We start from the raw sequence: 21807 nt of genomic DNA on the forward strand, positions 1-21807 counted from the left end.
CGAGACGATGGTTCAGATAACAAGGGAGAGCGGGACGGGCGAGGGGTGTCAGGTGCGGTTGCCCGCCAGCTTCTCCTCGATCTCGCCCAGCTGCTCCTGCGCCTTGCGTTCGGCCGGATAGACCGCCAGGAACCGCTCCCAGGCCTTGAGGGCCAACGCATCCTCACCGGAGGCGGAAAGGATCGCCGCCATGCCGGCCAGCGCCCCGAAGTGGCGAGGCTCCAGCGCCAGCACCTGGTTGATGTCGGACATCGACTTTCGGTAATTGCCCATCTGGTAATGCAGTGTCGCACGCTGGTTCCAGCCCTCGACATAGGTCGGGTCGAGCGCGATCACCTGGTCGTAGAGATCAAGCGCACTTGGCTGCTTGCTGGCGGCGACGGCCTTGGCGGCCCATTGCATCAGGAGATCGACGGAGGCGCTGCCCGAAACCTGCCATTCGCTGCGAATCGCATCAGCGATCTCACGCGCCTTGTCGGCATCGCGCTGGCGTTTCAGCGCTGCAAACAGCGTGTCGAGCTTCTCGGCGTGCGTGGGCGGCGGTGCAGGCATGGCGGCGGGTGGCGCAGCCTGTGGCGTGGTGGGAGGCGGCGTGCCTTGCTGCGCGGCCACGGGGCCGGCCACGAGGGCGGCGGCGAGAATCAGCGTTCGGATCAACAAAACGGCCATGGCGGGAACCTATCCCGCCATGGCCGAACGTCCAATCAAAATCGAGGCATCAACCGGTCTGCCGAAGAACGAACCGGGCGAGCGCCACCGATCCTCAGCCCTGGCGGGCCTTGAAGCGCGGGTTCAGCTTGTTGATGATGTAAACGCGACCCTTGCGGCGAACCAGGCGGTTTTCGCGGTGACGGGCCTTCAGCGACTTGAGCGAATTCTTGATCTTCATGGGTCTAGTCCGCAGTTTCGGCGAGTTGAGGGTCGCACGGGTCTCTAACAATCGAAAGCGCGCCATCAGGTTTTCCAAAAACCCAAGCGCGCTTTAAGGGTGGCAGGCCAATAGCGCGACGCCTCTTTCCTGTCAACCTTGGACGCCCGGAATTCACCGGTTCGCCCGCTTGACAGGAGGTCAGCGCAGCGTCGTCACATGGCCCATCTTGCGGCCCGGCCGCGCTTCGGCCTTGCCATAGAGGTGGACGAGCGTGCGCGGTTTCGCCAGCCAAGCCGGGACCTGGTCGATCTCGTCGCCGATCAGATTGTGCATGATGCAGTCCGAATGGCGCGAAGGGTCGCCCAGCGGCAGGCCGGCCACGGCGCGCATGTGCTGTTCGAATTGCGAGACGACACAGGCTGCTTCCGTCCAGTGGCCGGAATTGTGCACCCGCGGCGCGATCTCGTTGACGGCGAGCCCGCCGTCGGAGGTAGCGAAGAACTCCACTCCGATGACGCCAACATAGTCGAGCGCATCGACGATCGCCGTCGCCGCCGCGCGGGCGCTCTCGGCGAGGTCGGCCGGCAGGGCGGCGGGGACGGTTGAGGTGGCAAGGATGCCGTTGCGGTGGACATTTTCCGCGGGATCGAAGCAGAGAACGCTGCCATCCTGCCCGCGCGCCGCGATGATCGAGATTTCCCGCTCGAACCGGACGAAGCTTTCGAGGATCAGCGGCACGGCGCCAAGAGCGGCATAGACGGCCGCCGGATCATCCGCGTCGTCGCGGAACACATGCTGCCCCTTGCCATCATAGCCGAGGCGGCGGGTCTTGAGCACGCCTTGGCCGCCGAATGCGGCCAGCGCGGCCTTGAGATCGGCAAGACTGTCGACGGCGTGAAAGCGGGCGGTTTCCAGGCCGCAGGCATTCAGGAAACGCTTTTCGGTCACGCGGTCCTGGGCCACTTCCAGCGCCTTCGGCGGCGGGAAGACGGGCAGGCTGCGGGCAAGGCGCGCGGCGGCGGCCACGGGCACGTTCTCGAATTCATAGGTCACGAGATCGCAGGCTGCAGCCAGCGCGTCGAGCGCCTGGTCGTCGTCATAGGCGCCGACGATCTGGCGCGTGGCGGTCTGGGCGGCGGGGCAATCCGCCTGCGGCTCCAGAATGACGGTGCGCAGGTTGAGCCGCGCGGCGGCCATGGCAAGCATGCGGCCAAGCTGGCCGCCCCCGATGATGCCGATGGTTTTCATGACGCATCGACCGGAAATTCGGCAACGGCGGCGCTCTGTTCCTCGCGCCAGATATCCAGCCGGTCGGCGAGGTCGGGGTCGGAGAGCGCGAGCACCGCGGCGGCGAGGAGCGCGGCATTGATGGCGCCGGCCCGGCCGATTGCCAGCGTGCCGACCGGTATGCCCGCCGGCATCTGGACGATGGAGAGCAGGCTGTCCTGGCCGGAAAGCGCCTTGGACTGGACCGGCACGCCGAAAACCGGGAGCGGCGTCATGGCGGCCGCCATGCCGGGCAGATGCGCCGCGCCGCCGGCACCGGCAATGATGACCTTGAAGCCCGCGTCCCGCGCGCCGCGGGCAAAATCGAACAGGCGTTCCGGTGTGCGATGGGCGGAGACGATCCGCGCCTCGTAGTCGACGCCGAGCGCCTCGAGCATATCGGCAGCGTTCTTCATGGTTTCCCAATCGGACTGACTGCCCATGATGATGGCCACCTGCGGGGCGCGCGTCTGGCTCAAGGGTCGGCTCCTCTCGAACTTGCCCGGGGGCGGTGATCCGCCAGGCTGCCCGGGTCATGCAAAGGCTGGGAAGGAACGGGTCAGCGGCAGCGATCGCCACGCGCCGGTCTGGCCGCGCCGCTTCAGGCGATGATGTCGGGAATGATCTGGTCTTCGATCTTGGTGATCTTGTCCTTGATCGCCAGCTTCTTCTTTTTCATGCGCTGAATGCGCAGGGCGTCGCAGCCGATCTGGATCATCGCGTTGATGGCGACGTCGTAATCCTCATGCTCCTGGCGCAGCCGCGCCACGCTCAGTCTGAGTTCGGCCTGATCCTGATCTGGCATGCCCGTGCGTTCCTGTCGGCCCCGGCGCGGCCGCAGCCGCCGCGCTCTCAAAAATGTGCACCCTGCGTGATCCCTAGCCGGGACCACCCGCCTGCGCAAGGCGAAGCGGCCGCAAGCCCCTGTAAGCCTTGGCCTCGCGTAGCGGCGGCGCCTCCTCTAGCACAGATCCGGCGGTAACGGGAAGTTACCCCTAAGCGCGAATTCACCTTCGACAAATCACCGAACGCGTGGCACACTTTCAGGGTTAGAACCTGGAACACCCGGCGTTCGCGACCGGGTGCAAGCAAGAGGAAGGGACTGCCACATGAACATTGAGGCTCATCTCGCAACGCTTGAGAAAAAACACGGTGTTCTGGAGCAGGAGCTGCATTCCGCGCTTCTGCAGCCATCCACGGATGACACGATGATTGCCGATATCAAGCGGCGGAAGCTGCGCTTGAAGGATGAGATCGCCAAGATCCGCTCCACGCATCATTGAGTCTGACATTGAGTGGCAATGATACAGCCAAGGGAGAGGCGTGAAACAACAGGCGCCCGGACGAGAAGCCGGCAAGCCACCGTTTTGCGGACCGCGTAACAGGCGTAGCGTGACACGCCTCTGGCCGCTTTCACCGCCCGCTCCCCTCTTCTGCCCGCCGTCGGCTCTGCCGCGGCGGGCAGTTTCGTTTTCGGCCCTGGTCTTCGCATCGGGCGCGACGGGAAAGCGGTCGGCCGAGACCGTAAAGCCGGCCCACCTTCGGCCAAGCGAGAAAGCCAACCCCGTCAATAGATCAACCCGCTCCATCGGAGTGTCGAGGTGCGGCCAGGCGAAGCGGACAGCATGAGAGCGAGCACGAGCCATGCAGCGGCGGTAGAGCCGCCTCACACGAGTGGAGAAACCGGGTTGACGAGAGACCGCCCGGATCCAGGGTGTGGCGCAGGCTCCCGAGGGAAATCCCCGCCATTCCCCACTCCACCCGCGCGCCCTGCAGCCGGCCAGAGAGCCCGTAGATTGGGCGAATCAGTGCCGGCGGTTGCGCTCGGAGATCGGACTGTCCGCTCTCGTCTGCCCGCCGCGAGGCCGCAAGCGACATCTCCTACTTACGTAAGTTGAAACTTCGCACGCACGATACCGCATCTCCGAGAAGATGCTGCAGGCGCGAACGAAGCCCGGCGTTGACGGCGCCGGGGCTATGGAGATGATCGCCTAGGACCAGAACTGGTCCAGCCAGAGATTGACCTTGTCGAACCCTGGCTTGTTGATGGCGTAGATGCGTTTCGTGCCGCTCGGGGAGACCGACACGAGGTTCGATTCCAGCAGCGCCTTCAGGTGCTGAGAGACGGCTGGACGGCTGATCGGGAGCCCTTCTGCCAGTTCGTTCACCGTGCGCGGGGCACGGCGAAGCTCTTCCAGCAGGTAGCGGCGGTTCGGATCAGAAATTGCTTCGAATGGGTCAGTGGTAGACATATTAGAAACCTATGAGAAAGGGGTTTCGTTCGCAAGAGCTTTGTGCGGCGCAAGGAAAGTTTTTTTGCGCCTTTCCTTATTTAAATCTCCGCGCACTTAGGCGGCACGCGGTTTCCCGCCTGCCAAACCCCGTTCGCACCCGCAGCGGTGGCAATCCGCTGCGGTGCCCGAGTTGATCCGCGCCGTCGGACGGAGTAACGCTCGACCATCGTTTCGCCGGGTGCGTGACGTGAAGCCGATGCTGCGGAGAGAATGCATGAGCCTGACCGATGATCGTTGCCGTTTGGTCCTGATCCTGCCGGAGGGCGATGATCTTGCGGCGCGCCGGCGCGTGACGGAAGATGCGCTGCGCGGCGGCGATGTCGCCTCCGTCATCCTGCCGCAATACGGGCTCGACGATCAGACCTTTCAGAAACATGCCGAAGCGCTGGTGCCGGTGATCCAGGCAGCCGGCGCGGCGGCCCTGATTGCGGGCGATACCCGCACCGCCGGGCGAGCCAAGGCTGATGGTCTCCATATTACCGGAGATCATGCCGCCGTGGCCGAGGCGGTGGAGCGCTTCACGCCCAAGCTGATCGTCGGCGGCGGCAATGCCGCGGATCGCCACCATGCGCTGGAGATCGGCGAGGCCAAGCCCGACTATATCTTCTTCGGAAAGCTCGATGGCGACATCAAGCCGGAAGCGCATCCGAAGAATGTCGCCCTCGGCGAATGGTGGGCGGCGATGATCGAGATTCCCTGCATCGTCATGGGCGGGGCGGACCCGGCCTCGGCGCTGACGGTGGCCGAAAGCGGTGCGGAGTTCGTGGCGCTCTCGCACGCCGTCTTCGACGTGCCGGAAAACGCCGCCCAGGTCGTTGCCGCCGTCAACGCGCTGTTGGACGAAAAAGCGCCACGGTTTGAAGCTTAAGAGCGGCGATGCGCCACGATCCCGCCCTGTCCCCCGTCCGTCTTCGCCTTGCGGCGCTTCTCCTTTTGGGAGCGGCGGGTCTGCTCGGCGGTGCTCCGGCGGGCCTGGCGCAGGAGGGGCTGCCCGGCGTCGTGCCCATGCCGCCCGGTTCCGCGCTGAACGAGGGTGATGCGGACCAGTCCAACGCTCCGGCCGAGGATGCGGCGGCGGCGCCCGGCGCGGCGCCGGATGGTGCCGACATGCCGAATGCAGCCGTCGATCCGGACGAGGATGTTCTGCCGAAGCGCGGGCGCATCACGCCGTTCAACGGAGCCGTTCTTCCCGATGGCGCGGTGCCGACGCTGGAAAAACCCGGCCCTGCCAAGCCGGTCGCGTCCGACGGTCTTTCGCCTTCCGGCGGCGTCAACGTGCTCGACCGGATGGGCGCGGAACTGCCCGCCCTCCCGGCCGAAAAGCCCTTTACCGGCAAGCCGGACGAGGCCTATGGCGCCTACCAGCGTGGCTATTACCTGACTGCGCTCGATCTCGCCCTGCCGCGGGCGCAGCTCGGCGACCGTGCCGCGCAGACGCTCGTCGCGGAAATCTTTGCCCAGGGGCTCGGTGTCGCCCGCAACGACAAGGATGCGGCCTTCTGGTATGGCCAGGCCGCCAATGCCGGCGACCCGGCTGCCATGTTCAAATACGCCATCCTTCTCATGGAAGGCCGGCAGGTGCCGCGTGACAAGGCGCGCTCGGAAGAGCTGATGCGCAAGGCAGCCGATCTCGGCAATGCCTCGGCCCAGTTCAACTATGCGCAGCTGCTCACCATCGACAAGCCGGGCCCGGCCGGGCTCAAGGCAGCGCTGCCCTATTACGAGAATGCCGCCATTCAGGGCATTGCCGATGCGCAATATGCGATCTCGCAGATCTATCTGAATGTCGACGGCATTCCGGAGGAGAAGCGGGCGCGGGCGCGCGACTGGCTGGTGCGGGCGGCGAGCGCCGGGTTCGATACGGCCCAGCTCGATGCCGGTATCTGGATGGTCGAGGGGATCGCCGGCCCGCGCAATCTCGAGCAGGGCTTCCGCTGGATGCTGATCGCCGCCAATGCCGGCAATGTGGTGGCGCAGAACAAGCTCGCCCATCTCTATATCAATGCCATCGGCACCCGGCCCAATCCGGTCGAGGCCGCGAAATGGTATGTGCTGTCCCGCCGCGCGGGGCTGAAGGATGCGGCGCTGGAGGACTTCTATCTCGGCATCGGCGAGGACCAGCAGCGGGCGGCGCGCGCCGCGGCCAATCTCTTCCGCGCCATGCGCGGCTAGGGGCTTGCAGAGGCTTCTGGTTACCAACCCTTGAATTTGCCCGGAGTTTGTGGTCTTGAAGCGCGCTCAGGCTTGCCGCCGATGCGGCGAGACGCTGTTTGTCGGCCGCGTTTCTCAGCGGAGCTTTCCGCCGCGCCGACCGTTTTGTGACATCCAGCAGCGCCGTTCCACGGGGTCGGCCTTTTTCGACAGGAATCCGAGATGGCCCGTTCCGCTCTTCTTAACGTCATGGTTCAGGCCGCCTTCAAGGCGGGCAAGGCGCTGGCGCGCGATTTCGGCGAGGTGCAGAACCTCCAGGTCTCGATGAAAGGCCCGGGCGATTTCGTGGCCCAGGCCCAGCGCAAGGCCGAGAAGGTGATCCGCGAGGAGCTCATGAAGGCGCGCCCCACCTACGGCTATGTCGGCAACGGCGCGGAGGAGGTCGAGGGCACGGACGGCTCGCATCGCTGGATCGTCGATCCGCTGGACGGTTTCGTCAATTTCCAGCATGGCATCCCGCATTTCGCGATCTCCGTCGCGCTCGAGCGCCAAGGCGAGATCGTCAATGCGGTCATCCTCAATCCTGCGACCGACGAACTCTACACCGCCGAGCGTGGCGGCGGCGCCTTCCTGAACGATCGCCGCCTGCGTGTCGCGGCGCGGCGCTCGCTGGCCGATGCCGTCATTGGCGCCGGCTCGCCGCATCTGGGGCAGGGGCATCACGGCCGCTATCTGGTCGAGCTGCGCCATGTCATGGGCGAAGTGGCCGGCGTTCGCCGGTCCGGCTCCCCGGCGCTCGATCTCGCCTATGTCGCCGGCGGGCGCTATGACGGCTTCTGGGAGCGCGATCTCGAAGCCTGGAACATGGCGGCCGGCATTCTGCTCATTCGCGAATCCGGCGGCTGGATCGCCGATATCGACGGCGGCAACAAGCCGCTGGAAGATGGCTCGATCATCGCCGGCAACGAGCATATTCGCAAGGCGCTGCAGGAGGTCCTGCACCGCCCCGTGCCGACCCGCTGATCCGCCTTTCCTAACCGCTGACATCCTCCGCCTCCTGAAGGTGACGCCTGCCGGCCACAGCCGGCGGTCGTCGCTCCACGCTGCTGTGCATTTTGGCCGCCGGGCTGATTTCGGGATCGGAAAGAATGCGCTAGTGTCGCACGCGCGCGAACAGGCGGCTGAGGAAGAGAGAACAGGCATATGGCGAAGCTGACAATGTCCGGCGACGAGACGGGGCCGGGCGACGGGTATAATCCGGACAAGCTTTCGAGCCCGATGGTGTTTTTCTGGATCATGGTGATCTTCCTGATCATCGTCGGCTTCGTCGGCGCGATCCTGTTCCGCCAGGCCCAGACGGCGTTTCTCAGCAATCCAGGCCTCAATGGCCTGATCCTCGGCGTGCTGTTGATCGGCATTCTGCTCGTTTTCAGCCATGTGCTCGGCCTGCGGCCGGAGGTGCGCTGGTTCAACTCCTTCCGTGCGGCAGGCAGCGCCGACAAGGTGGGCCGCGATCCGGTTCTGCTCGCGCCCATGCGCGCGCTGATCGGCCGGCGGCACGCCATGGCGATCTCGACGGCGGCCCTGCGGTCCATTCTCGACAGTATCGCCGCACGCCTGGACGAATCGCGCGACACCTCGCGCTATCTGATCGGCCTGCTGGTCTTTCTCGGCCTGCTCGGCACCTTCTGGGGTCTGCTCGGCACGATCGGCTCCATCAACACGGTGATCCAGTCGCTCGATGCCGGTTCGGGCTCGACGGGGGATGTGCTGTCGGCGCTGAAGACCGGTCTCTCCGCGCCGCTGTCGGGCATGGGCACGGCCTTCTCCACCTCGCTCTTCGGCCTCTCCGGCTCGCTCATCCTCGGGTTTCTCGATCTGCAGGCGGGACGGGCGCAGAATCGCTTCTATACGGAGCTCGAGAACTGGCTGTCCTCCGTCACCGACGTTTCCTCCGATCTCGGTGTCGCGGCGGACGGCCGCGGCCTGCCGGCCGATGATCTGCGGGCGCTGGCCGAGCAGCTCGCACGCGTGAACCCGGAGAACGGCAATCAGCGCGCGGCTGCGGCCATGGCGAGCCTCGCGGACGGCATCCAGGGCCTGGTCAAGAACATGCGCGGCGAGCAGCAGATGCTGCGCGACTGGATTGAGGCGCAGCAGGAGGAGGCGAAGTCGCTTCGCCGCACGCTCGACAAGCTGGCCGTGCGTATCAACGCCACCGACCGTCTGCCGCCGCCCGAGCGTGGCGACGACGCGCGGAAGGATTGATCCATGGCGCTCCGCCGAGGCCGCCACCAGCGGACGATCGATTACTGGCCGGGCTTCGTTGACGCCCTGTCGACCCTGCTTCTCGCCATCATGTTCCTGCTCTCCGTCTTCGTGATGGCGCAGTTCATTCTCAGCCGCGAGATCAGCGGCAAGGACGAGGTGCTGAACCGGCTGAACAGCCAGATCAACGAGCTGACCCAGCTGCTGGCGCTGGAAAAGAGCGGCAAGCAGGATCTGGAGGATTCGCTTGCCAATCTCCAGGCCTCTCTCAGCTCCTCGGAAAGCGAACGATCCCGGCTGCAGGCCCTGCTTGATCAGGGCAGCGGCAGTTCCGCCAGCGCCAACCAGCGCATCGGCGATCTTACCGGCGAGCTGGAGAACGAGCGCCAGGTCAGCACCCGCGCCATGAGCCAGATCGACCTGCTCAACCAGCAGATCTCCGCGCTTCGCAGCCAGATCGCCGCCGTCGAAGCGGCGCTGCAGGCCTCCGAGGCCAAGGACAATGCCTCGCAGACCAAGATTGCCGATCTCGGTCGTCGCCTGAACGTTGCGCTCGCCCAGCGCGTTCAGGAACTGAACCGCTATCGCTCTGACTTCTTCGGCCGCCTGCGCGAGATCCTCTCGGACCGCGAAAACATCCGCATCGTCGGCGACCGTTTCGTCTTCCAGTCGGAAGTGCTCTTTCCCTCCGGCGGCAACGAGCTGAACCCGCAGGGTCAGCAGGAGATGGAGAAGCTCGCCACCGCCCTTCTCGACCTCGCCAAGGAGATCCCGCCGGAGATCAACTGGGTCTTGCGGGTGGACGGGCATACGGACAACGTGCCGCTCTCAGGCACAGGGCGCTATGCCGACAACTGGGAGCTTTCCTCCGCGCGCGCCGTGTCGGTCGTCAAGTTCCTCATCTCCAAGGGCGTGCCGGCTGACCGGCTGGTGGCGGCAGGCTTCGGCGAATTCCAGCCGATCGCACCCGGCGACACCAAGGAAGCCCGCGACCAGAACCGTCGTATCGAGCTGAAGCTCACCGAGAAATAGGCGTCTTCCCACGTCAGACGACGAAGGGCCGGTGGATCTCTCCACCGGCCCTTCGTCGTCTTGGCCTGTTCCGGCGCTAGAGCATTTCCAGCCGAAGCGTGGTCGCTTCGGCGTCGGACAATGCGGCCAAAACAAAGACATGGAGCATTGCAGGTGATCCCGTGATCGCCGGAAATGCTCTAGGGGCCTCAGTCGAGGCTGACATTCGCCTCGCGCACGATCGGCGTCCATTTCTCGAGCTCCGCCTTCACATGCGTGCCGAGTTCCTCCGGAGAGGAGGCGACGATGGTGGCCGAGAAGTCGGTCATGCGCTTGACGACGTCCGCATCGGCCATTGCCGATTTGGCGGCGGCATTGAGGCGGGTCACGACCTCGGCCGGTGTCCCGGCGGGGGCAAAGAGCGCGTTCCAGGTGTAGGTCTCGTAGCCGGGGATGGTCTCGGCGATGGCCGGGACATCGGGGAAGGACGGCGCGCGCTTGGCCGTGGTCACGCCCAGCGCGCGCAGCGTGCCGGAGGTCATATGGCCGGAGGAGGAGGGCAGGTTGTCGAACATGATCGGCACCTGGTTGCCGATGACGTCGTTCAGCGCCGGCCCGGCGCCCTTGTAAGGGATATGCTGCATCTCGACCCCGGCGAGCGTCTTGAACAATTCGCCGGAGAGATGCAGCGGCGTGCCGTTGCCGGACGAGGCATAGGCATATTTCTCCGGCTCCGCCTTGAGCAGGGTCACCAGCTCTGCCACCGTCTTGGCCGGGAAGTCCGGGTTGACGACCAGGACATTGGGAACAAGCACGAGGAGGGAGACCGGCGCGAAGTCCTTTTCGGGATCGTAGGGCTTGGTCTTGAGGATCAGCGGGTTCAGGGCGTGCGTGGCGACGGTGCCCATCAGGATCGTGTAGCCATCCGCCTCGGCGCGGGCGACATTCGAGGCACCGAGATTGCCGCCGGCCCCGGCCACGTTTTGAACGATCACCTGCTGGCCAAGGTCATCGGACATTTTCTGCGCGACGATCCGCGCGACGACATCCGTGGAGCCCCCGGCGGCAAAGGGCACGACCATGGTCACCGTGCGTTCCGGAAATTCGGCATGGGCCGGCCCGAACAGGGCAGCGGCCAAAGCGGTGCCGGCAAAGACCCGCGATAGGAATGACATGGCAAATCCTCCCATTTGTCATTGGATGACGCCCGGCCACCTCCATGGCCGGTGCGTCGTGGAGGATTTGAGGGTGAGGGCGCAGCCCTGACAATGGCGGCGCGTCCGTCACGGCATCAAGACCGGACGGCGAGGGGCGGCAATGTCCCCATACCACCCCAGTGTCGAGATCCGGTGGGTGGCTTTCCACCCATCGACGGCCTATTGGCCGGCAGCGCTCCGCTCGGGTTCGCCGCGACCGTGGTCGAATTGCAAGCGTGCCAGCCGGGCATAGAGGCCGGACTGGCGGCTCAATGTCGCATGCGTGCCTTCCTCGACGATCCGCCCGCCCTCCATGACCAGAATGCGGTCGGCTTTCAGCACCGTCGCCAGGCGATGCGCGATGACCAGCGTCGTGCGGTTCTCCATCAGCCCGTCCAGCGCACGCTGCACCAGCGTCTCGCTCTCGACATCCAGCGCCGACGTCGCCTCGTCGAGCAGCAGGATCGGCGCGTCCTTGAGGATCGCGCGCGCAATGGCGATGCGCTGGCGCTGGCCGCCGGACAGCGTGATGCCGCGCTCGCCGGCCAGCGTCTCGTATCCCTGCGGAAGGCGGCGGATGAACTCGTCGGCCTGCGCGGCGCGTGCGGCCGCCTCCACCTGGGTCCGGGTTGCGCCGGGGCTGCCGAAGGCAATGTTGTCGTGGATCGAGGCGGCGAAAATCGTCACGTCCTGCGGGACGATAGCGATGCGGCGGCGCAGCGCCTCGGGCGACAGCATGCGCAGATCCGCGCCGTCCACGATGATCCTGCCCGAGACCGGATCGTAGAAGCGCAGCAGCAGCGCGAAGACCGTGCTCTTGCCGGCGCCCGACGGACCAACGATCGCCACCGTCTCGCCCGGCCTGACGGTGAAGCTCAGCCCGCGCAGGCTCTTCTCGCCTGGATGGCTCGGATAGGCGAACTGCACGGCCTCGAAGGAGAGGGCCCCGGAGGCCGGCTCCGGCAGGGCAACGGGCAGGGGCGGCGCGGCAATGGCCGGCTCTTCCCGCATCAGTTCGCGGATACGCTCGGCCGCGCCGGCTGCCTGCGACAGTTCACCCCACACCTCGGAGAGCGCGCCGAGGCTGCCGGCGGCAAAGACCGAGTAGAGCAGGAATTGACCGAGCGTGCCCGGCGACAGCGTGCCGGCCAGCACGCTTTTTGCGCCGAACCAGAGAACGGCGACGACGCTGCCGAAGATCATGGTGATGGCAAAGGCCGTAAGGGCCGAGCGCGCCGTGATCGCTGCCTTGGCCGCGCCGAAGGCTTCTTCCACCGCCGCACCATAGCGCATGCGGGCCTGAGGTTCGGCAGTGAAGGCTTGGACCGTGCGCATGGCGCCGATCGCCTCGCCAGCATAGGCTGCCGCTCCGGCCAGCCGGTCCTGCGCCTCGCGCGAGCGGCGGCGCACCGAACGGCCGAACCCCACCAGCGGAAAGACGATGAGCGGGATGGCAAGCAGAACAAGGCTGGAAAGCTTCGGGCTGGTATAGACCATCATGACGATGGCCCCCAGACAGAGAATCATGTTGCGCAGCGCGACCGAGGCCGTTGCACCGACGGCGGACTTGATCTGCGTCGTATCGGCCGTCAGCCGCGACACGATCTCGCCGGACTGGTTGACGTCAAAAAAGGAAGGAGACAGCCGCGTGACGTGGTCGAAGACCTCGCGCCGGAGATCGGCCACCACCCGCTCGCCAAGCGTGATGACGAAGTAGTAGCGCGCCGCACTGGCGAGCGCGAGCACGATCGCCAGCACCACGAGCATGGAGAAATAGGTATCGATGAACTGCCCGTCTGCGGCGGTGAAGCCGTGATCGACCATGCGGCGTACCGCGAGCGGCAAGGTCAACGTCGTGACGGCCGCCGTGACGAGGGCGATGCCGGCGCCTGCGACCAATCCACGGTATCGCTTCACGTAGCGGCCAAGGCTCGCCAGCGGACGAAGCGAAGCCCGTTCCCGTGTGGTCTTCTCCGCGCTGTCTGCCACCTCAAACTCCATCCTGCTTCTTCGCCCGTCCCTGCGGCGCGCCACAGGCTGCGGGGCAGGGGAGGACGAGGCCTGTGTGATCGGCGCCGGGCGCCGCGACAGGTCTTGTTATCCCGGAGGCCTTCATGTATAGGCACGCCATCCCATTGAAAAGCCGCGGTCCGGAAAGAGGTCTGCGGCTTCCTTATCGTGTTCGGTCCCTCTGCCGCAACGGGTTGCGACAAGAAGACCCAGGAACTCTCTTAGGAAGAGCATCATGAAGGCTGATATCCATCCCGCATACCACACGATCAAGGTGGTCATGACCGACGGCACCGAATACGAAACCCGCTCGACCTGGGGTTCGGAAGGCGCGACCATGAACCTCGAGATCGACCCGAAGTCTCATCCGGCCTGGACCGGCGGCAACCAGCAGCTGATGGATCGCGGCGGCCGCGTTTCCAAGTTCAAGAAGCGCTTCGAAGGCCTCGGCCTCTAAGACCAATTTCGGTTCGCATATCGAAAAGCCCGGCTTCGACCGGGCTTTTTGCTGTTTTGGCTCTACTTGGTGCTTGCCGATCTCGCTGAAACAGCGCAGCAAAAAGCCCGGTCGAAGCCGGGCTTGTGCAGAAGCAGATGGGCCTGAATGGACGATCAGTTGGCGCCGAAGGCAGTCTGCAGCAGGTTCAGCTGCGCCTTCACGCCATTCTGATTGTCGGGAACGAAGGTGGACGCTTCCTGGGGGCGGTAGATTTCGCGGTCGAGCAGGGCGACGCGGTTCTGCAGGCGCAGCGAGCGGTCGATCAGGTCGCGGAACCCTTCCGGCAATTCGTTCCAGCCGGGCGCGGTGCGATCGACATTGAAACTGTCGAGACGGACCTTGTTCTTTTCGGAGAGAACCTGGTCGCGGGTCATCTCGCCATTGTTGACGGCGCGCTGCAGAAGAAGCCAGGAGGCCATCTGCATCAGCCGCGTCGTCAGCCGCATGGATTCAGCGGCGTAGAGAACGGAGGCCATGCGCGGCAGAACCTTGGAGGCTGCGCGGCCCGGTCCGTCGAGATAGCTCGCCGTTTCCTCGACCAGGCCCATGCCTTCGGCATAGAGCGCCTTGAACTGCGCCGAAGAGGCAGCGTGGCCTGCAAAGCTGACGGTGTTCAATCCGCGGTCGGACATGGCGCATTCCCTGGTTAGACGCATCGACTTGTTCAGGTAACGGACGGCTCGATAAAAAGTTTCTAACGAGCGGCCTTGCAGGAACGAAGAATGGTCCTCTCGCCCTGATGACGCAAGTCTATTCTTAAAGAAGGGTTAATCTCCACAGTCGGGGTCCGCCGCTCCCTCCTGATCCCCAACAGGAACGGCAACCCGGCGCCGACGGCCCTTTCCGTGGGCGCCTTTAATAAGGTGTGGGCTCCCTCTTGGGCCAAATTACGGCAAAAAAAGAGCCGCTGGAAGGCGGCTCTCAAGGTAAAACAGGGAGAAATCAGACGGTTCCCCGGAAGGAGAAGTGTCTGCGTCCAGAGCGATCTGGATGTCCCCATCTATAAAGCAGAATGCTTAACGCCCGGTTAATCGGACATTGCTTATTTGAAGAAGCGCTCGGCGGCCGCGCGGCTTCCGGCTTTCCGCTCGCGCTCCGCGTTCAGCCGTTCGATCTCGGCCTTGAGGAGGTCGATGCGCGTCGAAAGCTCGTCGGCGGAGAGCAGTGTCAGGTCGGCGCCGATCTCGTGCGCGGTCTTTCTGGGCTGGCGGTCGTCGTCGAACAGCGTCATGGCCGTCTATCCTCCAAGGTCTCGTCCGGATTAACAGTCGTTGCGGCGGCGTCGTCCGGTGTGGCCGTTTCCGCAGTGACGGAGCGCGGCGAAAGCTTGAGACTCTCCGGCGTGCTCAACGTGCCGGTGGCGGACATGGTGGTCGCATAGCTGTCGCGCGCTTCGACGGGAACGGGCGCGCGGCGGCGCGAGCGGAAAATTGCATAGCCCGCCACCAGCACATGGGCGCAGGCGGTAATCATGAACAGCGAATAGGGCCCCATGGCGCTCATGATCGGGCCGCCAAGCGTCGGGCCGATGATGGTGCCGACGCCATAGAGCAGCAGCAGCCCGCCGGAGACTTTGACGAAATCCTCAGGCGCGGCGAAGTCGTTCGCATGCGAGGCGGCGATCGGGTAGAGCGCATTGGCTGCCGCGCCATAGAGGCAGACGAGCGTGAAGAGCATCGTCGTGTTCGAGGGTTCCAGGAAGAAGATCAACAGGCCCGCCAGCGCAGCGACGCTTGCCAGCGCCGCCAGCACGTAGCGCCGGTCCATGCGGTCGGAAAGCCGGCCGGCCGGAAACTGCGCCATGGCGCCGACGAAGATGACGGCGGAGACCATGAGCGCGACATCGGCATCCGGCAAGCCGGCGCGCTTGGCAAAGACCGCCGCCAGCGTGCCATAGGCGCCATTGGCAATGCCCACCATCAGGATGCCGAGGAAGGAGACCGGCGAGTTGCGATAGAGCCCGCCGAGGTCGAGCTTCACCTGCTTCAACGGCTGGGGTGAAACGGCGGTGGAAACCAACGTCGGCAGCATCGACAGGCAGTAGACGATGCCGCAGATCATGAAGAGCACGGTGGTGCCGATATCGCCGAAAGGCACGATCAACTGGCCGCCGACGACGCCGAACAGGGTGATGGCGATATAGAGCGAGAAGATCGCCCCGCGGCTCTCGTTCGTCGCCCGCTCGTTCAGCCAGCTTTCGATGATCATCGACGTTCCGGCCGTGGAAAACCCGGTAACGGCCCGCAACGCCACCCACCAGATCGGATCGACCAGGATGCCCGTCAGAAGCGCGTTGATGGCAAGGAAGGAGGAAAAGATGCTGAAGGCCCGCACATGGCCGGCACGGCGCACGATCGTCGGCGCCAGCAGGCAACCGAGCACGAAGCCGCTGGCCCAGGAGGTGCCGAGCAGGCCGAGCAGGGTTGAGGAATAGCCCTCCGCCGTGCCGCGCATCGGCAGAAGCAGGCTGTGAAGCCCGTTGCCCAGGAAGAGGAAGAGCGTGCCGAGCAGGAGGGAGGCGACGGGAAGAAGATTTTTCATGCGGGTTCTGCTTGCGTCCGGGCTGCGGAGCGTGAAGGTAAGGCGAGCCAGCCGGAAATGCCAGCCGGAATGCGTCACGCGCCTGCAGCAGGCACGCCCTCTCGCCCCCTTGCCCCCGGAGATCACCCACCCATGTCCAAGGCCCTTGCGCTGCTGCTGCTGGCGATGATGGCGCTGCATCTCGTCAAGCCGCTCGGCGTGGCCGGTCTTCGCCGGCGAGGCGATGTCTGGAAGATCGCCGTTGTCGCCCTGGCGCTCATGATGCTGACGGTGTTTTTGCGGCCGTAGGGGAGACAGGCGTGTCTAGACGGTGATTTCTCCGCGCATGACGGTCACGCAGTGGCCGCCGATCGTGACACGGGTCACGGTTCCACCACGCTTTTCGGCCGTCACCTCCAGTCGGCTTGGCCGCCCCATTTCCACGCCCTGGTCGATCGTCAGCCTGGTTTCGCCGTCGGAGGCAGGGTCAAGGGTTGCGAGCAGGCCGGCCAGCGCCCCCGAGGCGCTGCCGGTGGCTGGGTCCTCCGGCACATTGTCGAGCGGAGCAAACATACGGGCGCGCACCGTGCCGTGGTCCTCGGGGTCGCGGACATAGAGGAAGGTGCAGAACTGGCCGTCGCGTGTCGGGAACTGCCGGTCGGCGGCCTGGAAGCGCTGGGCATCCGGGCTTGCCGCGGCGAGCGCTTCGAGATCCTTCAGCGCTGCGACGATGAAAGGAAGGCCGACCGAGACGATGACCGGTGGGTGAGGGGCTGTCGCAATGGCTTCGGCTGGTAGGGCCAGCGCCTCGGCAAGGACGACCGGTGGCGGCCCCGCCTGCCGAGAGAAGGGCTCCGGCGCCACGATGTCCGCGCCGCAGACGACGCCCGTCGCATCCCGGCGCAGGGCGACCGAGACCAGCCCTGCCTTTTCCGCGAAGATCAGCTGATCACCCGGCGCCTTGCCGAAGATGTCCGCCTGCCGGGCGAGCACGAAGGCGGTGCCGACATTGGGATGGCCGGCGAAGGGCACTTCGGTCACAGGGGTGAAGATGCGCACCTCGGCCGTGTGCGCGGGATCGCGCGGGGGCAGCACGAAGGTCGATTCCGAATAATTGATCTCGCGCGCGATCGCCTGCATGGCCTCGTCGGTCAGGCCGCGCGCATCGGGGACGACCAGCAACGGGTTGCCGGCAAAGCGGCGGTCGGTGAAGACATCGACGGTGACGAAGGCATAGGATGACATGGTACGCTCCTCGGGCTGGCGGACCTGCAGCCTGGGCTGTCTTCTGCCCCACGCATTTTCAGCAATCACACGATGACCGAAAATCCTCTATCCGTCTGTTTTCCTGCATTGACCCTGTTCTAGCGCAGCCCGTCATCCGCGCAAATGCGGAACTTGTCACGGTGACAAGAGCGGCAGCCCCTCCCTCCCGGTGCATCGTATCTGAACGAACGGAGGCCCGGCAGACTGGCTGCCGGGCCTCTCCTCGCTCCCCTGCCTTGGTGGTCGGCCTGCGCCTCCCCGCGCGGCCGGCCACGGGGGGCGGTATCAGGCGGCTTTTTCGAGATCCTTCTTCCAGCCGCCAAGCGCGGCCAGGCTGCACATGCGGGCGCGATGGGCAAAAGCCCGCTGGCCCGCCGCGACATTTTCCGACTTGCCCTGCCAGGCCGCCAGCGCCTCGGCCTGCAGCGCGCGGCCATAGGAGAAGGTGAGCGTCCAGGGCAGGCTGTAGGAGGCGATCATGGCGGAGAGGTGAGCGGTCGATTCTTCCGTTGTCTGGCCGCCGGAAAGGAAGGCGATGCCAGGCACGGCGGCAGGCACGGTGCGCTTGAGAACCTTGACCGTGCGCTCGGCCACCTCATCGACCGACGCGGTGCGCGCCTTGCGGCCGTCGATCACCATGCTCGGCTTCAGGATCATGCCTTCGAGCGAGACGCGGGCATCGGCCAGTTCGGCGAAGACGATGCGAAGCGTTTCTTCCGTCACGTCTTCGGAACGGGCGATAGAATGGGTGCCGGGCGCACCATCCATCAGCACTTCCGGTTCGACGATCGGCACGATGCCGGCCTGCTGGCAGAGCGCGGCATAGCGGGCGAGCGCATGCGCATTCGCCTTTACCGCACCGTAGCTCGGCAGCGTGTCGGAGACGGCGATCACGCCGCGCCATTTGGCGAAGCGGGCGCCGGTGTCATAATAGGCGCTCAGGCGGTCGGCCAGGCCGTCCAGCCCTTCCGTGATCGTTTCGCCCGGGAAGCCGGCCATCGGCTTGGCGCCGATATCGACCTTGATGCCGGGAACGGCACCGGCGGCGCGGATGATCTCGACGAAGGGCGTGCCATCGGCTGCCTTCTGGAACAGGGTCTCTTCGTAAAGGATGACGCCGGAGATGGCGGAGGTCATCGCATCATCGGCGCGGAACAGCATTTCGCGGTAATCGCGGCGCGATGATTCGCTCGAGGCAAGGCCGATCGTGTCGAAGCGCTTGGCGATCGTGCCGGAAGACTCGTCTGCGGCCAGCAGGCCCTTGCCCTTGGCCATCATGGCGGCGGCGATATCGTCCAGTCTCTCGGTCATGTCTGCTCCTCGGCGTGAGTGGGATGCCGATTGGGTAGCAGAAGAACGGGGTGAATCAAACGCGGTTTAAACAGGTAAAATCGATTGAAAAAAATTTAATCGTTTGAAAAGATTACTCATTGTGAGCGATTGCCAGCGTGCTGGGCGAAAGATGTCAAGCGAGGTGAGCCGACGCGCGGGTCGTGCCGCGCGTCGGTCGGGATCAGCTTACGCCTTGTGCAGGATATCGACACCCGGAAGCGGCTTGCCTTCCATCCATTCGAGGAATGCGCCACCGGCGGTCGAGACATAGGTGAGGTCGTCGGCAACGCCCGCATGGTTCATGGCCGAAACCGTGTCGCCGCCGCCGGCAACCGAGGTCAACGCGCCGCTCTTGGTGCGCGCTGCCGCATGCTTGGCGACCGCAACGGTGGCCTTGTCGAACGGCGCGATTTCGAAAGCGCCGAGCGGACCGTTCCAGACCAGCGTTTCGGCCTTGCTCACCCATTCGTTGACCGCCGCAATCGACTTCGGGCCGACATCGAGAACCATGGCATCGCTGGGGATGGCGGCAATCTCGACCACTTCGTTCTCGGCTCCCGCCTTGAACTCTCGGGCCACGACGCCGTCGACAGGCAGAACGATCGTGCAGCCGGAGGCCTTGGCTTCGGCATCGATCTCGCGGGCGGTTTCGGCGAGATCGTGCTCGCACAGCGACTTGCCGACATCGATGCCCTGTGCCGCCAGGAAAGTGTTGGCCATGCCGCCGCCGATAACCAGCGCATCGACCTTCTTCACCAGGTTCTTCAGGAGGTCGATCTTGGTCGACACCTTGGCGCCGCCGACGATGGCGACCACCGGCCGCTTCGGATTGCCGAGGCCCTTCTCCAAAGCCTCGAGTTCCGCCTGCATGGTCCGCCCGGCATAGGCGGGGAGGTGATGGGCCAGCCCTTCAGTGGAAGAATGCGCCCGGTGGGCGGCGGAGAAGGCGTCATTGACGAAGATGTCGCCATTGGCGGCCAGCGCCTGGGTAAAGGCCGGATCGTTCTTTTCCTCACCCTTGTAGAAGCGGGTGTTCTCCAGAAGCAGGATCTCGCCGTTCTGCAGCGCGGCGATGGCGGAGGCGGCCTTGTCGCCGGTGGCTTCGGGGGCGAAATGAACGCGCTGGTCGAGAATATCCTCGACGGCGGCGGCAATGGGCTTCAGCGACATGTCGGCGACCGGCTCACCCTTCGGACGGCCGAAATGGGCGAGAAGAATGACCTTGGCGCCCTTTTCGGAGAGCTCGCGGATGGTGGGCACGACACGTTCGATGCGGGTCGCGTCCGTGACCTTGCCGTCCTTGGTCGGCACGTTGAGATCGACGCGGACGAGAACGCGCTTGCCGGCGATATCGGTCAGATCGTCGAGGGTCTTGAATGTCATGTCTGTTTCTCCGGTTCACAGTCGGGCGAAAAGGGTGGGGTAGTCCGTGACGAGGCCATCCTCGTCGACGGGGAGATCGGCGGTGAAGCTGCGGTCGTCGGCGGCGTAGCGGTAGAGCCGGCCGGCCTCAAGGCAGGTGTAGAGCTGGCGGTCGCGCAGCGGCACGAAATCGTCGAAGGGAATATAGACCATGTCGAGGCTGCGCGTGCCGTCCTGGGGGCGAAGCCCGAGCCGGCGGATGGGAAGCGAGTTCGTGAACGGCGTGCCGGCCAGATCGATGTCGAGGCAGCCATCGAAGGCGGGCAGCGCCGCGCCGTCGCCATCCTGCCAGCGGCCAAGGCCATCGGCCTTCAGCGACAGGGCCGTGCCGTCGGTGGTGGTAAGGCTGAGCGCGACGACCGTCCATTCGGCCGTGCAGTCGATCCGGTAGGTGACGCCATAGGCGCGGCCGCCGCGATCGCCGATCACAACGCCCTCGGCGCGAATGCCGGGCTCGCTGCCGCTTCTCGGCGTCACGGTCAGATGTTCCAGCCCCGCGCCGTCGAGCGGCGTCCAACGGACCGTCTTCTGCTCCAGCGGACGAAAAATGGCCGTATCCTCCGCATCGCAGAGCGCGCCGCGCTTCGGGACGGAAAAGCCCCGGCGCGCTGGCGCCGGGGCTTGTTTGAGACTTAGAGGAACTTGCCCATGGCGACTGCCGTGTCGCACATGCGGTTCGAGAAGCCCCATTCATTGTCGTACCAGGACAGGATGCGCACGAAATTGCCTTCCAGAACCTTGGTCTGGTCGATGGCGAAGATCGAGGAGTGGCTGTCATGGTTGAAGTCGCGCGAGACGAGCGGTTCGTCGGTATAGCCGAGAATGCCCTTCAGCGGGCCGTCGGCGGCAGCCTTGATGGCGTCGTTGACTTCCTGGGCCGAGGTGGCGCGCTTGGCGACGAACTTGAAGTCGACGACCGAGACGTTCGGGGTCGGCACGCGGATCGAGGTGCCGTCCAGCTTGCCCTTGAGCTCGGGGAGAACCAGGCCGACGGCCTTGGCGGCGCCGGTCGATGTCGGGATCATGGACAGGGCTGCGGCGCGGGCGCGGTACAGATCCTTGTGCATGGTGTCGAGCGTCGGCTGGTCGCCGGTGTAGGAGTGGATCGTGGTCATGAAGCCGTGATCGATGCCGATCGCGTCGTTGAGCACCTTGACCACCGGCACCAGGCAGTTGGTGGTGCAGGAGGCGTTGGAGATGACCGTGTGGTCCTTGGTCAGCTTGTCGTGGTTGACGCCGTAGACGATCGTCATGTCGGCGCCGTCGCCGGGAGCCGAGATGATGACGCTCTTGGCGCCGGCCTGCAGGTGGGCAGCGGCCTTGTCGCGCGCGGTGAAGATGCCGGTGCATTCGAGTGCGATGTCGACGCCCAGATCCTTGTGCGGCAGCTCGGCGGGGTTGCGAACGGCGGTCACCTTGATCGGCTTGCCGCCGTTGACGATGATCGTGTCGCCCTGGACCTCGACGGTCGCCGGGAACTTGCCGTGGATCGAGTCATAGCGCAGCAGGTGCGCGTTGGTTTCGACCGGGCCGAGGTCGTTGATCGCGACGACTTCGAGATCGGTCCGGCCGGATTCGACGATGGCGCGCAGCACATTGCGCCCGATGCGGCCGAACCCGTTGATGGCAACTTTCACGGTCATGGAAGCTCTCTCCTTTGAGAAGGCGTGCCTTGGAAAGGCAGGGTGAACATGGGGCATG

At 65.2% G+C, this 21807-nt stretch carries 24 protein-coding genes; 8 read left to right on the forward strand and 16 right to left on the reverse strand.

What is annotated here, in order from left to right; translation table 11 throughout:
- Positions 1-48: 48 nt before the first annotated feature.
- The 5 genes from U8330_RS02585 to U8330_RS02605 form a co-directional block, all read right to left on the reverse strand.
- Positions 49-669: a tetratricopeptide repeat protein gene (locus U8330_RS02585; protein WP_323103602.1), complete on the reverse strand. Its 621-nt coding sequence runs from the start codon at positions 667-669 to the stop codon at positions 49-51.
- A gap of 94 nt (positions 670-763) precedes the next feature.
- Positions 764-889 carry a type B 50S ribosomal protein L36 gene (ykgO, locus tag U8330_RS02590; protein ID WP_034855034.1) on the reverse strand — a complete coding sequence of 42 codons (126 nt, stop codon included), beginning with the start codon at positions 887-889 and terminating at the stop codon, positions 764-766.
- 180 nt (positions 890-1069) lie between these two features.
- A complete protein-coding gene (locus tag U8330_RS02595; RefSeq protein WP_323103603.1) occupies positions 1070-2119 on the reverse strand; it encodes a 5-(carboxyamino)imidazole ribonucleotide synthase in 1050 nt (349 codons plus the stop codon).
- Positions 2116-2616 (reverse strand): 5-(carboxyamino)imidazole ribonucleotide mutase, encoded by a 501-nt coding sequence (purE, locus tag U8330_RS02600; RefSeq protein WP_416236803.1) that lies wholly within the window; start codon positions 2614-2616, stop codon positions 2116-2118. The genes U8330_RS02595 and purE overlap by 4 nt, the downstream gene beginning before the upstream one ends.
- 122 nt (positions 2617-2738) lie before the next feature.
- A complete protein-coding gene (locus tag U8330_RS02605; protein ID WP_323103604.1) occupies positions 2739-2942 on the reverse strand; it encodes a YdcH family protein in 204 nt (67 codons plus the stop codon).
- Positions 2943-3246: 304 nt separating this feature from the next.
- On the opposite strand from U8330_RS02605, the gene U8330_RS02610 reads away from it, so the two are divergent.
- Positions 3247-3420, forward strand: coding sequence for a YdcH family protein (locus U8330_RS02610; RefSeq protein ID WP_323103605.1), 174 nt, complete (start codon positions 3247-3249; stop codon positions 3418-3420).
- Positions 3421-4128: 708 nt separating this feature from the next.
- Here the strand turns inward: U8330_RS02610 and U8330_RS02615 are convergent.
- The gene (locus U8330_RS02615) at positions 4129-4389 is read right to left on the reverse strand and encodes a metalloregulator ArsR/SmtB family transcription factor (protein ID WP_323103606.1); all 261 of its coding nucleotides are present in this window, start codon (positions 4387-4389) and stop codon (positions 4129-4131) included.
- Positions 4390-4645: 256 nt separating this feature from the next.
- Between U8330_RS02615 and U8330_RS02620 the strand changes: the two genes are divergently transcribed.
- From U8330_RS02620 to U8330_RS02640, 5 genes are all read left to right on the forward strand, one after another.
- Positions 4646-5299 (forward strand): thiamine phosphate synthase, encoded by a 654-nt coding sequence (locus U8330_RS02620; protein WP_323103607.1) that lies wholly within the window; start codon positions 4646-4648, stop codon positions 5297-5299.
- A 137-nt stretch (positions 5300-5436) separates the two neighbouring features.
- Positions 5437-6603 (forward strand): tetratricopeptide repeat protein, encoded by a 1167-nt coding sequence (locus tag U8330_RS02625; RefSeq protein WP_416236896.1) that lies wholly within the window; start codon positions 5437-5439, stop codon positions 6601-6603.
- A 201-nt stretch (positions 6604-6804) separates the two neighbouring features.
- On the forward strand, positions 6805-7605 hold the full coding sequence (locus U8330_RS02630; RefSeq protein WP_323103609.1) for an inositol monophosphatase family protein: 801 nt from the start codon (positions 6805-6807) through the stop codon (positions 7603-7605).
- Between the two features lie 180 nt (positions 7606-7785).
- On the forward strand, positions 7786-8850 hold the full coding sequence (locus U8330_RS02635; protein WP_323103610.1) for a flagellar motor protein MotA: 1065 nt from the start codon (positions 7786-7788) through the stop codon (positions 8848-8850).
- A gap of 3 nt (positions 8851-8853) precedes the next feature.
- Complete coding sequence (locus U8330_RS02640; RefSeq protein ID WP_323103611.1) at positions 8854-9882, forward strand: peptidoglycan -binding protein; 1029 nt, start codon at positions 8854-8856, stop codon at positions 9880-9882.
- A 188-nt stretch (positions 9883-10070) separates the two neighbouring features.
- Here the strand turns inward: U8330_RS02640 and U8330_RS02645 are convergent, their stop codons facing one another.
- The gene (locus U8330_RS02645) at positions 10071-11036 is read right to left on the reverse strand and encodes a tripartite tricarboxylate transporter substrate binding protein (protein WP_323103612.1); all 966 of its coding nucleotides are present in this window, start codon (positions 11034-11036) and stop codon (positions 10071-10073) included.
- Between the two features lie 201 nt (positions 11037-11237).
- Positions 11238-13058 (reverse strand): ABC transporter transmembrane domain-containing protein, encoded by a 1821-nt coding sequence (locus U8330_RS02650; protein ID WP_416236804.1) that lies wholly within the window; start codon positions 13056-13058, stop codon positions 11238-11240.
- Between the two features lie 244 nt (positions 13059-13302).
- Between U8330_RS02650 and rpmE the strand changes: the two genes are divergently transcribed.
- On the forward strand, positions 13303-13524 hold the full coding sequence (gene rpmE / locus U8330_RS02655; protein ID WP_023516320.1) for a 50S ribosomal protein L31: 222 nt from the start codon (positions 13303-13305) through the stop codon (positions 13522-13524).
- A 155-nt stretch (positions 13525-13679) separates the two neighbouring features.
- On the opposite strand, the gene U8330_RS02660 is transcribed toward rpmE, so the two are convergent.
- The 3 genes from U8330_RS02660 to U8330_RS02670 form a co-directional block, all read right to left on the reverse strand.
- Complete coding sequence (locus U8330_RS02660; protein WP_323103614.1) at positions 13680-14198, reverse strand: DUF1465 family protein; 519 nt, start codon at positions 14196-14198, stop codon at positions 13680-13682.
- Positions 14199-14608: 410 nt separating this feature from the next.
- A complete protein-coding gene (locus tag U8330_RS02665; protein ID WP_323103615.1) occupies positions 14609-14797 on the reverse strand; it encodes a DUF1192 domain-containing protein in 189 nt (62 codons plus the stop codon).
- Positions 14794-16107: an MFS transporter gene (locus U8330_RS02670; RefSeq protein WP_323103616.1), complete on the reverse strand. Its 1314-nt coding sequence runs from the start codon at positions 16105-16107 to the stop codon at positions 14794-14796. The genes U8330_RS02665 and U8330_RS02670 overlap by 4 nt, the downstream gene beginning before the upstream one ends.
- A gap of 132 nt (positions 16108-16239) precedes the next feature.
- On the opposite strand from U8330_RS02670, the gene U8330_RS02675 reads away from it, so the two are divergent.
- Positions 16240-16395 (forward strand): hypothetical protein, encoded by a 156-nt coding sequence (locus tag U8330_RS02675; RefSeq protein ID WP_323103617.1) that lies wholly within the window; start codon positions 16240-16242, stop codon positions 16393-16395.
- A gap of 15 nt (positions 16396-16410) precedes the next feature.
- Here U8330_RS02675 and U8330_RS02680 read toward each other — a convergent pair whose 3' ends face one another.
- The 5 genes from U8330_RS02680 to gap all read right to left on the reverse strand — a co-directional run bounded on the left by U8330_RS02680 (position 16411) and on the right by gap (position 21749).
- Positions 16411-17331, reverse strand: coding sequence for a PhzF family phenazine biosynthesis protein (locus U8330_RS02680; protein ID WP_323103618.1), 921 nt, complete (start codon positions 17329-17331; stop codon positions 16411-16413).
- A gap of 306 nt (positions 17332-17637) precedes the next feature.
- On the reverse strand, positions 17638-18663 hold the full coding sequence (locus U8330_RS02685; protein ID WP_323103619.1) for a class I fructose-bisphosphate aldolase: 1026 nt from the start codon (positions 18661-18663) through the stop codon (positions 17638-17640).
- A 207-nt stretch (positions 18664-18870) separates the two neighbouring features.
- Complete coding sequence (locus U8330_RS02690; protein ID WP_323103620.1) at positions 18871-20067, reverse strand: phosphoglycerate kinase; 1197 nt, start codon at positions 20065-20067, stop codon at positions 18871-18873.
- Positions 20068-20082: 15 nt separating this feature from the next.
- Entirely contained in the window at positions 20083-20655 is a 573-nt protein-coding gene (locus U8330_RS02695) for a putative glycolipid-binding domain-containing protein (RefSeq protein ID WP_323107115.1), read from the reverse strand.
- A gap of 83 nt (positions 20656-20738) precedes the next feature.
- Complete coding sequence (gene gap / locus U8330_RS02700) at positions 20739-21749, reverse strand: type I glyceraldehyde-3-phosphate dehydrogenase (protein WP_323103621.1); 1011 nt, start codon at positions 21747-21749, stop codon at positions 20739-20741.
- Positions 21750-21807: the final 58 nt, after the last annotated feature.

The organism is Rhizobium sp. CC-YZS058 (assembly GCF_034720595.1).
In the GTDB taxonomy this organism is placed as follows: Bacteria; Pseudomonadota; Alphaproteobacteria; order Rhizobiales; family Rhizobiaceae; genus Ferranicluibacter.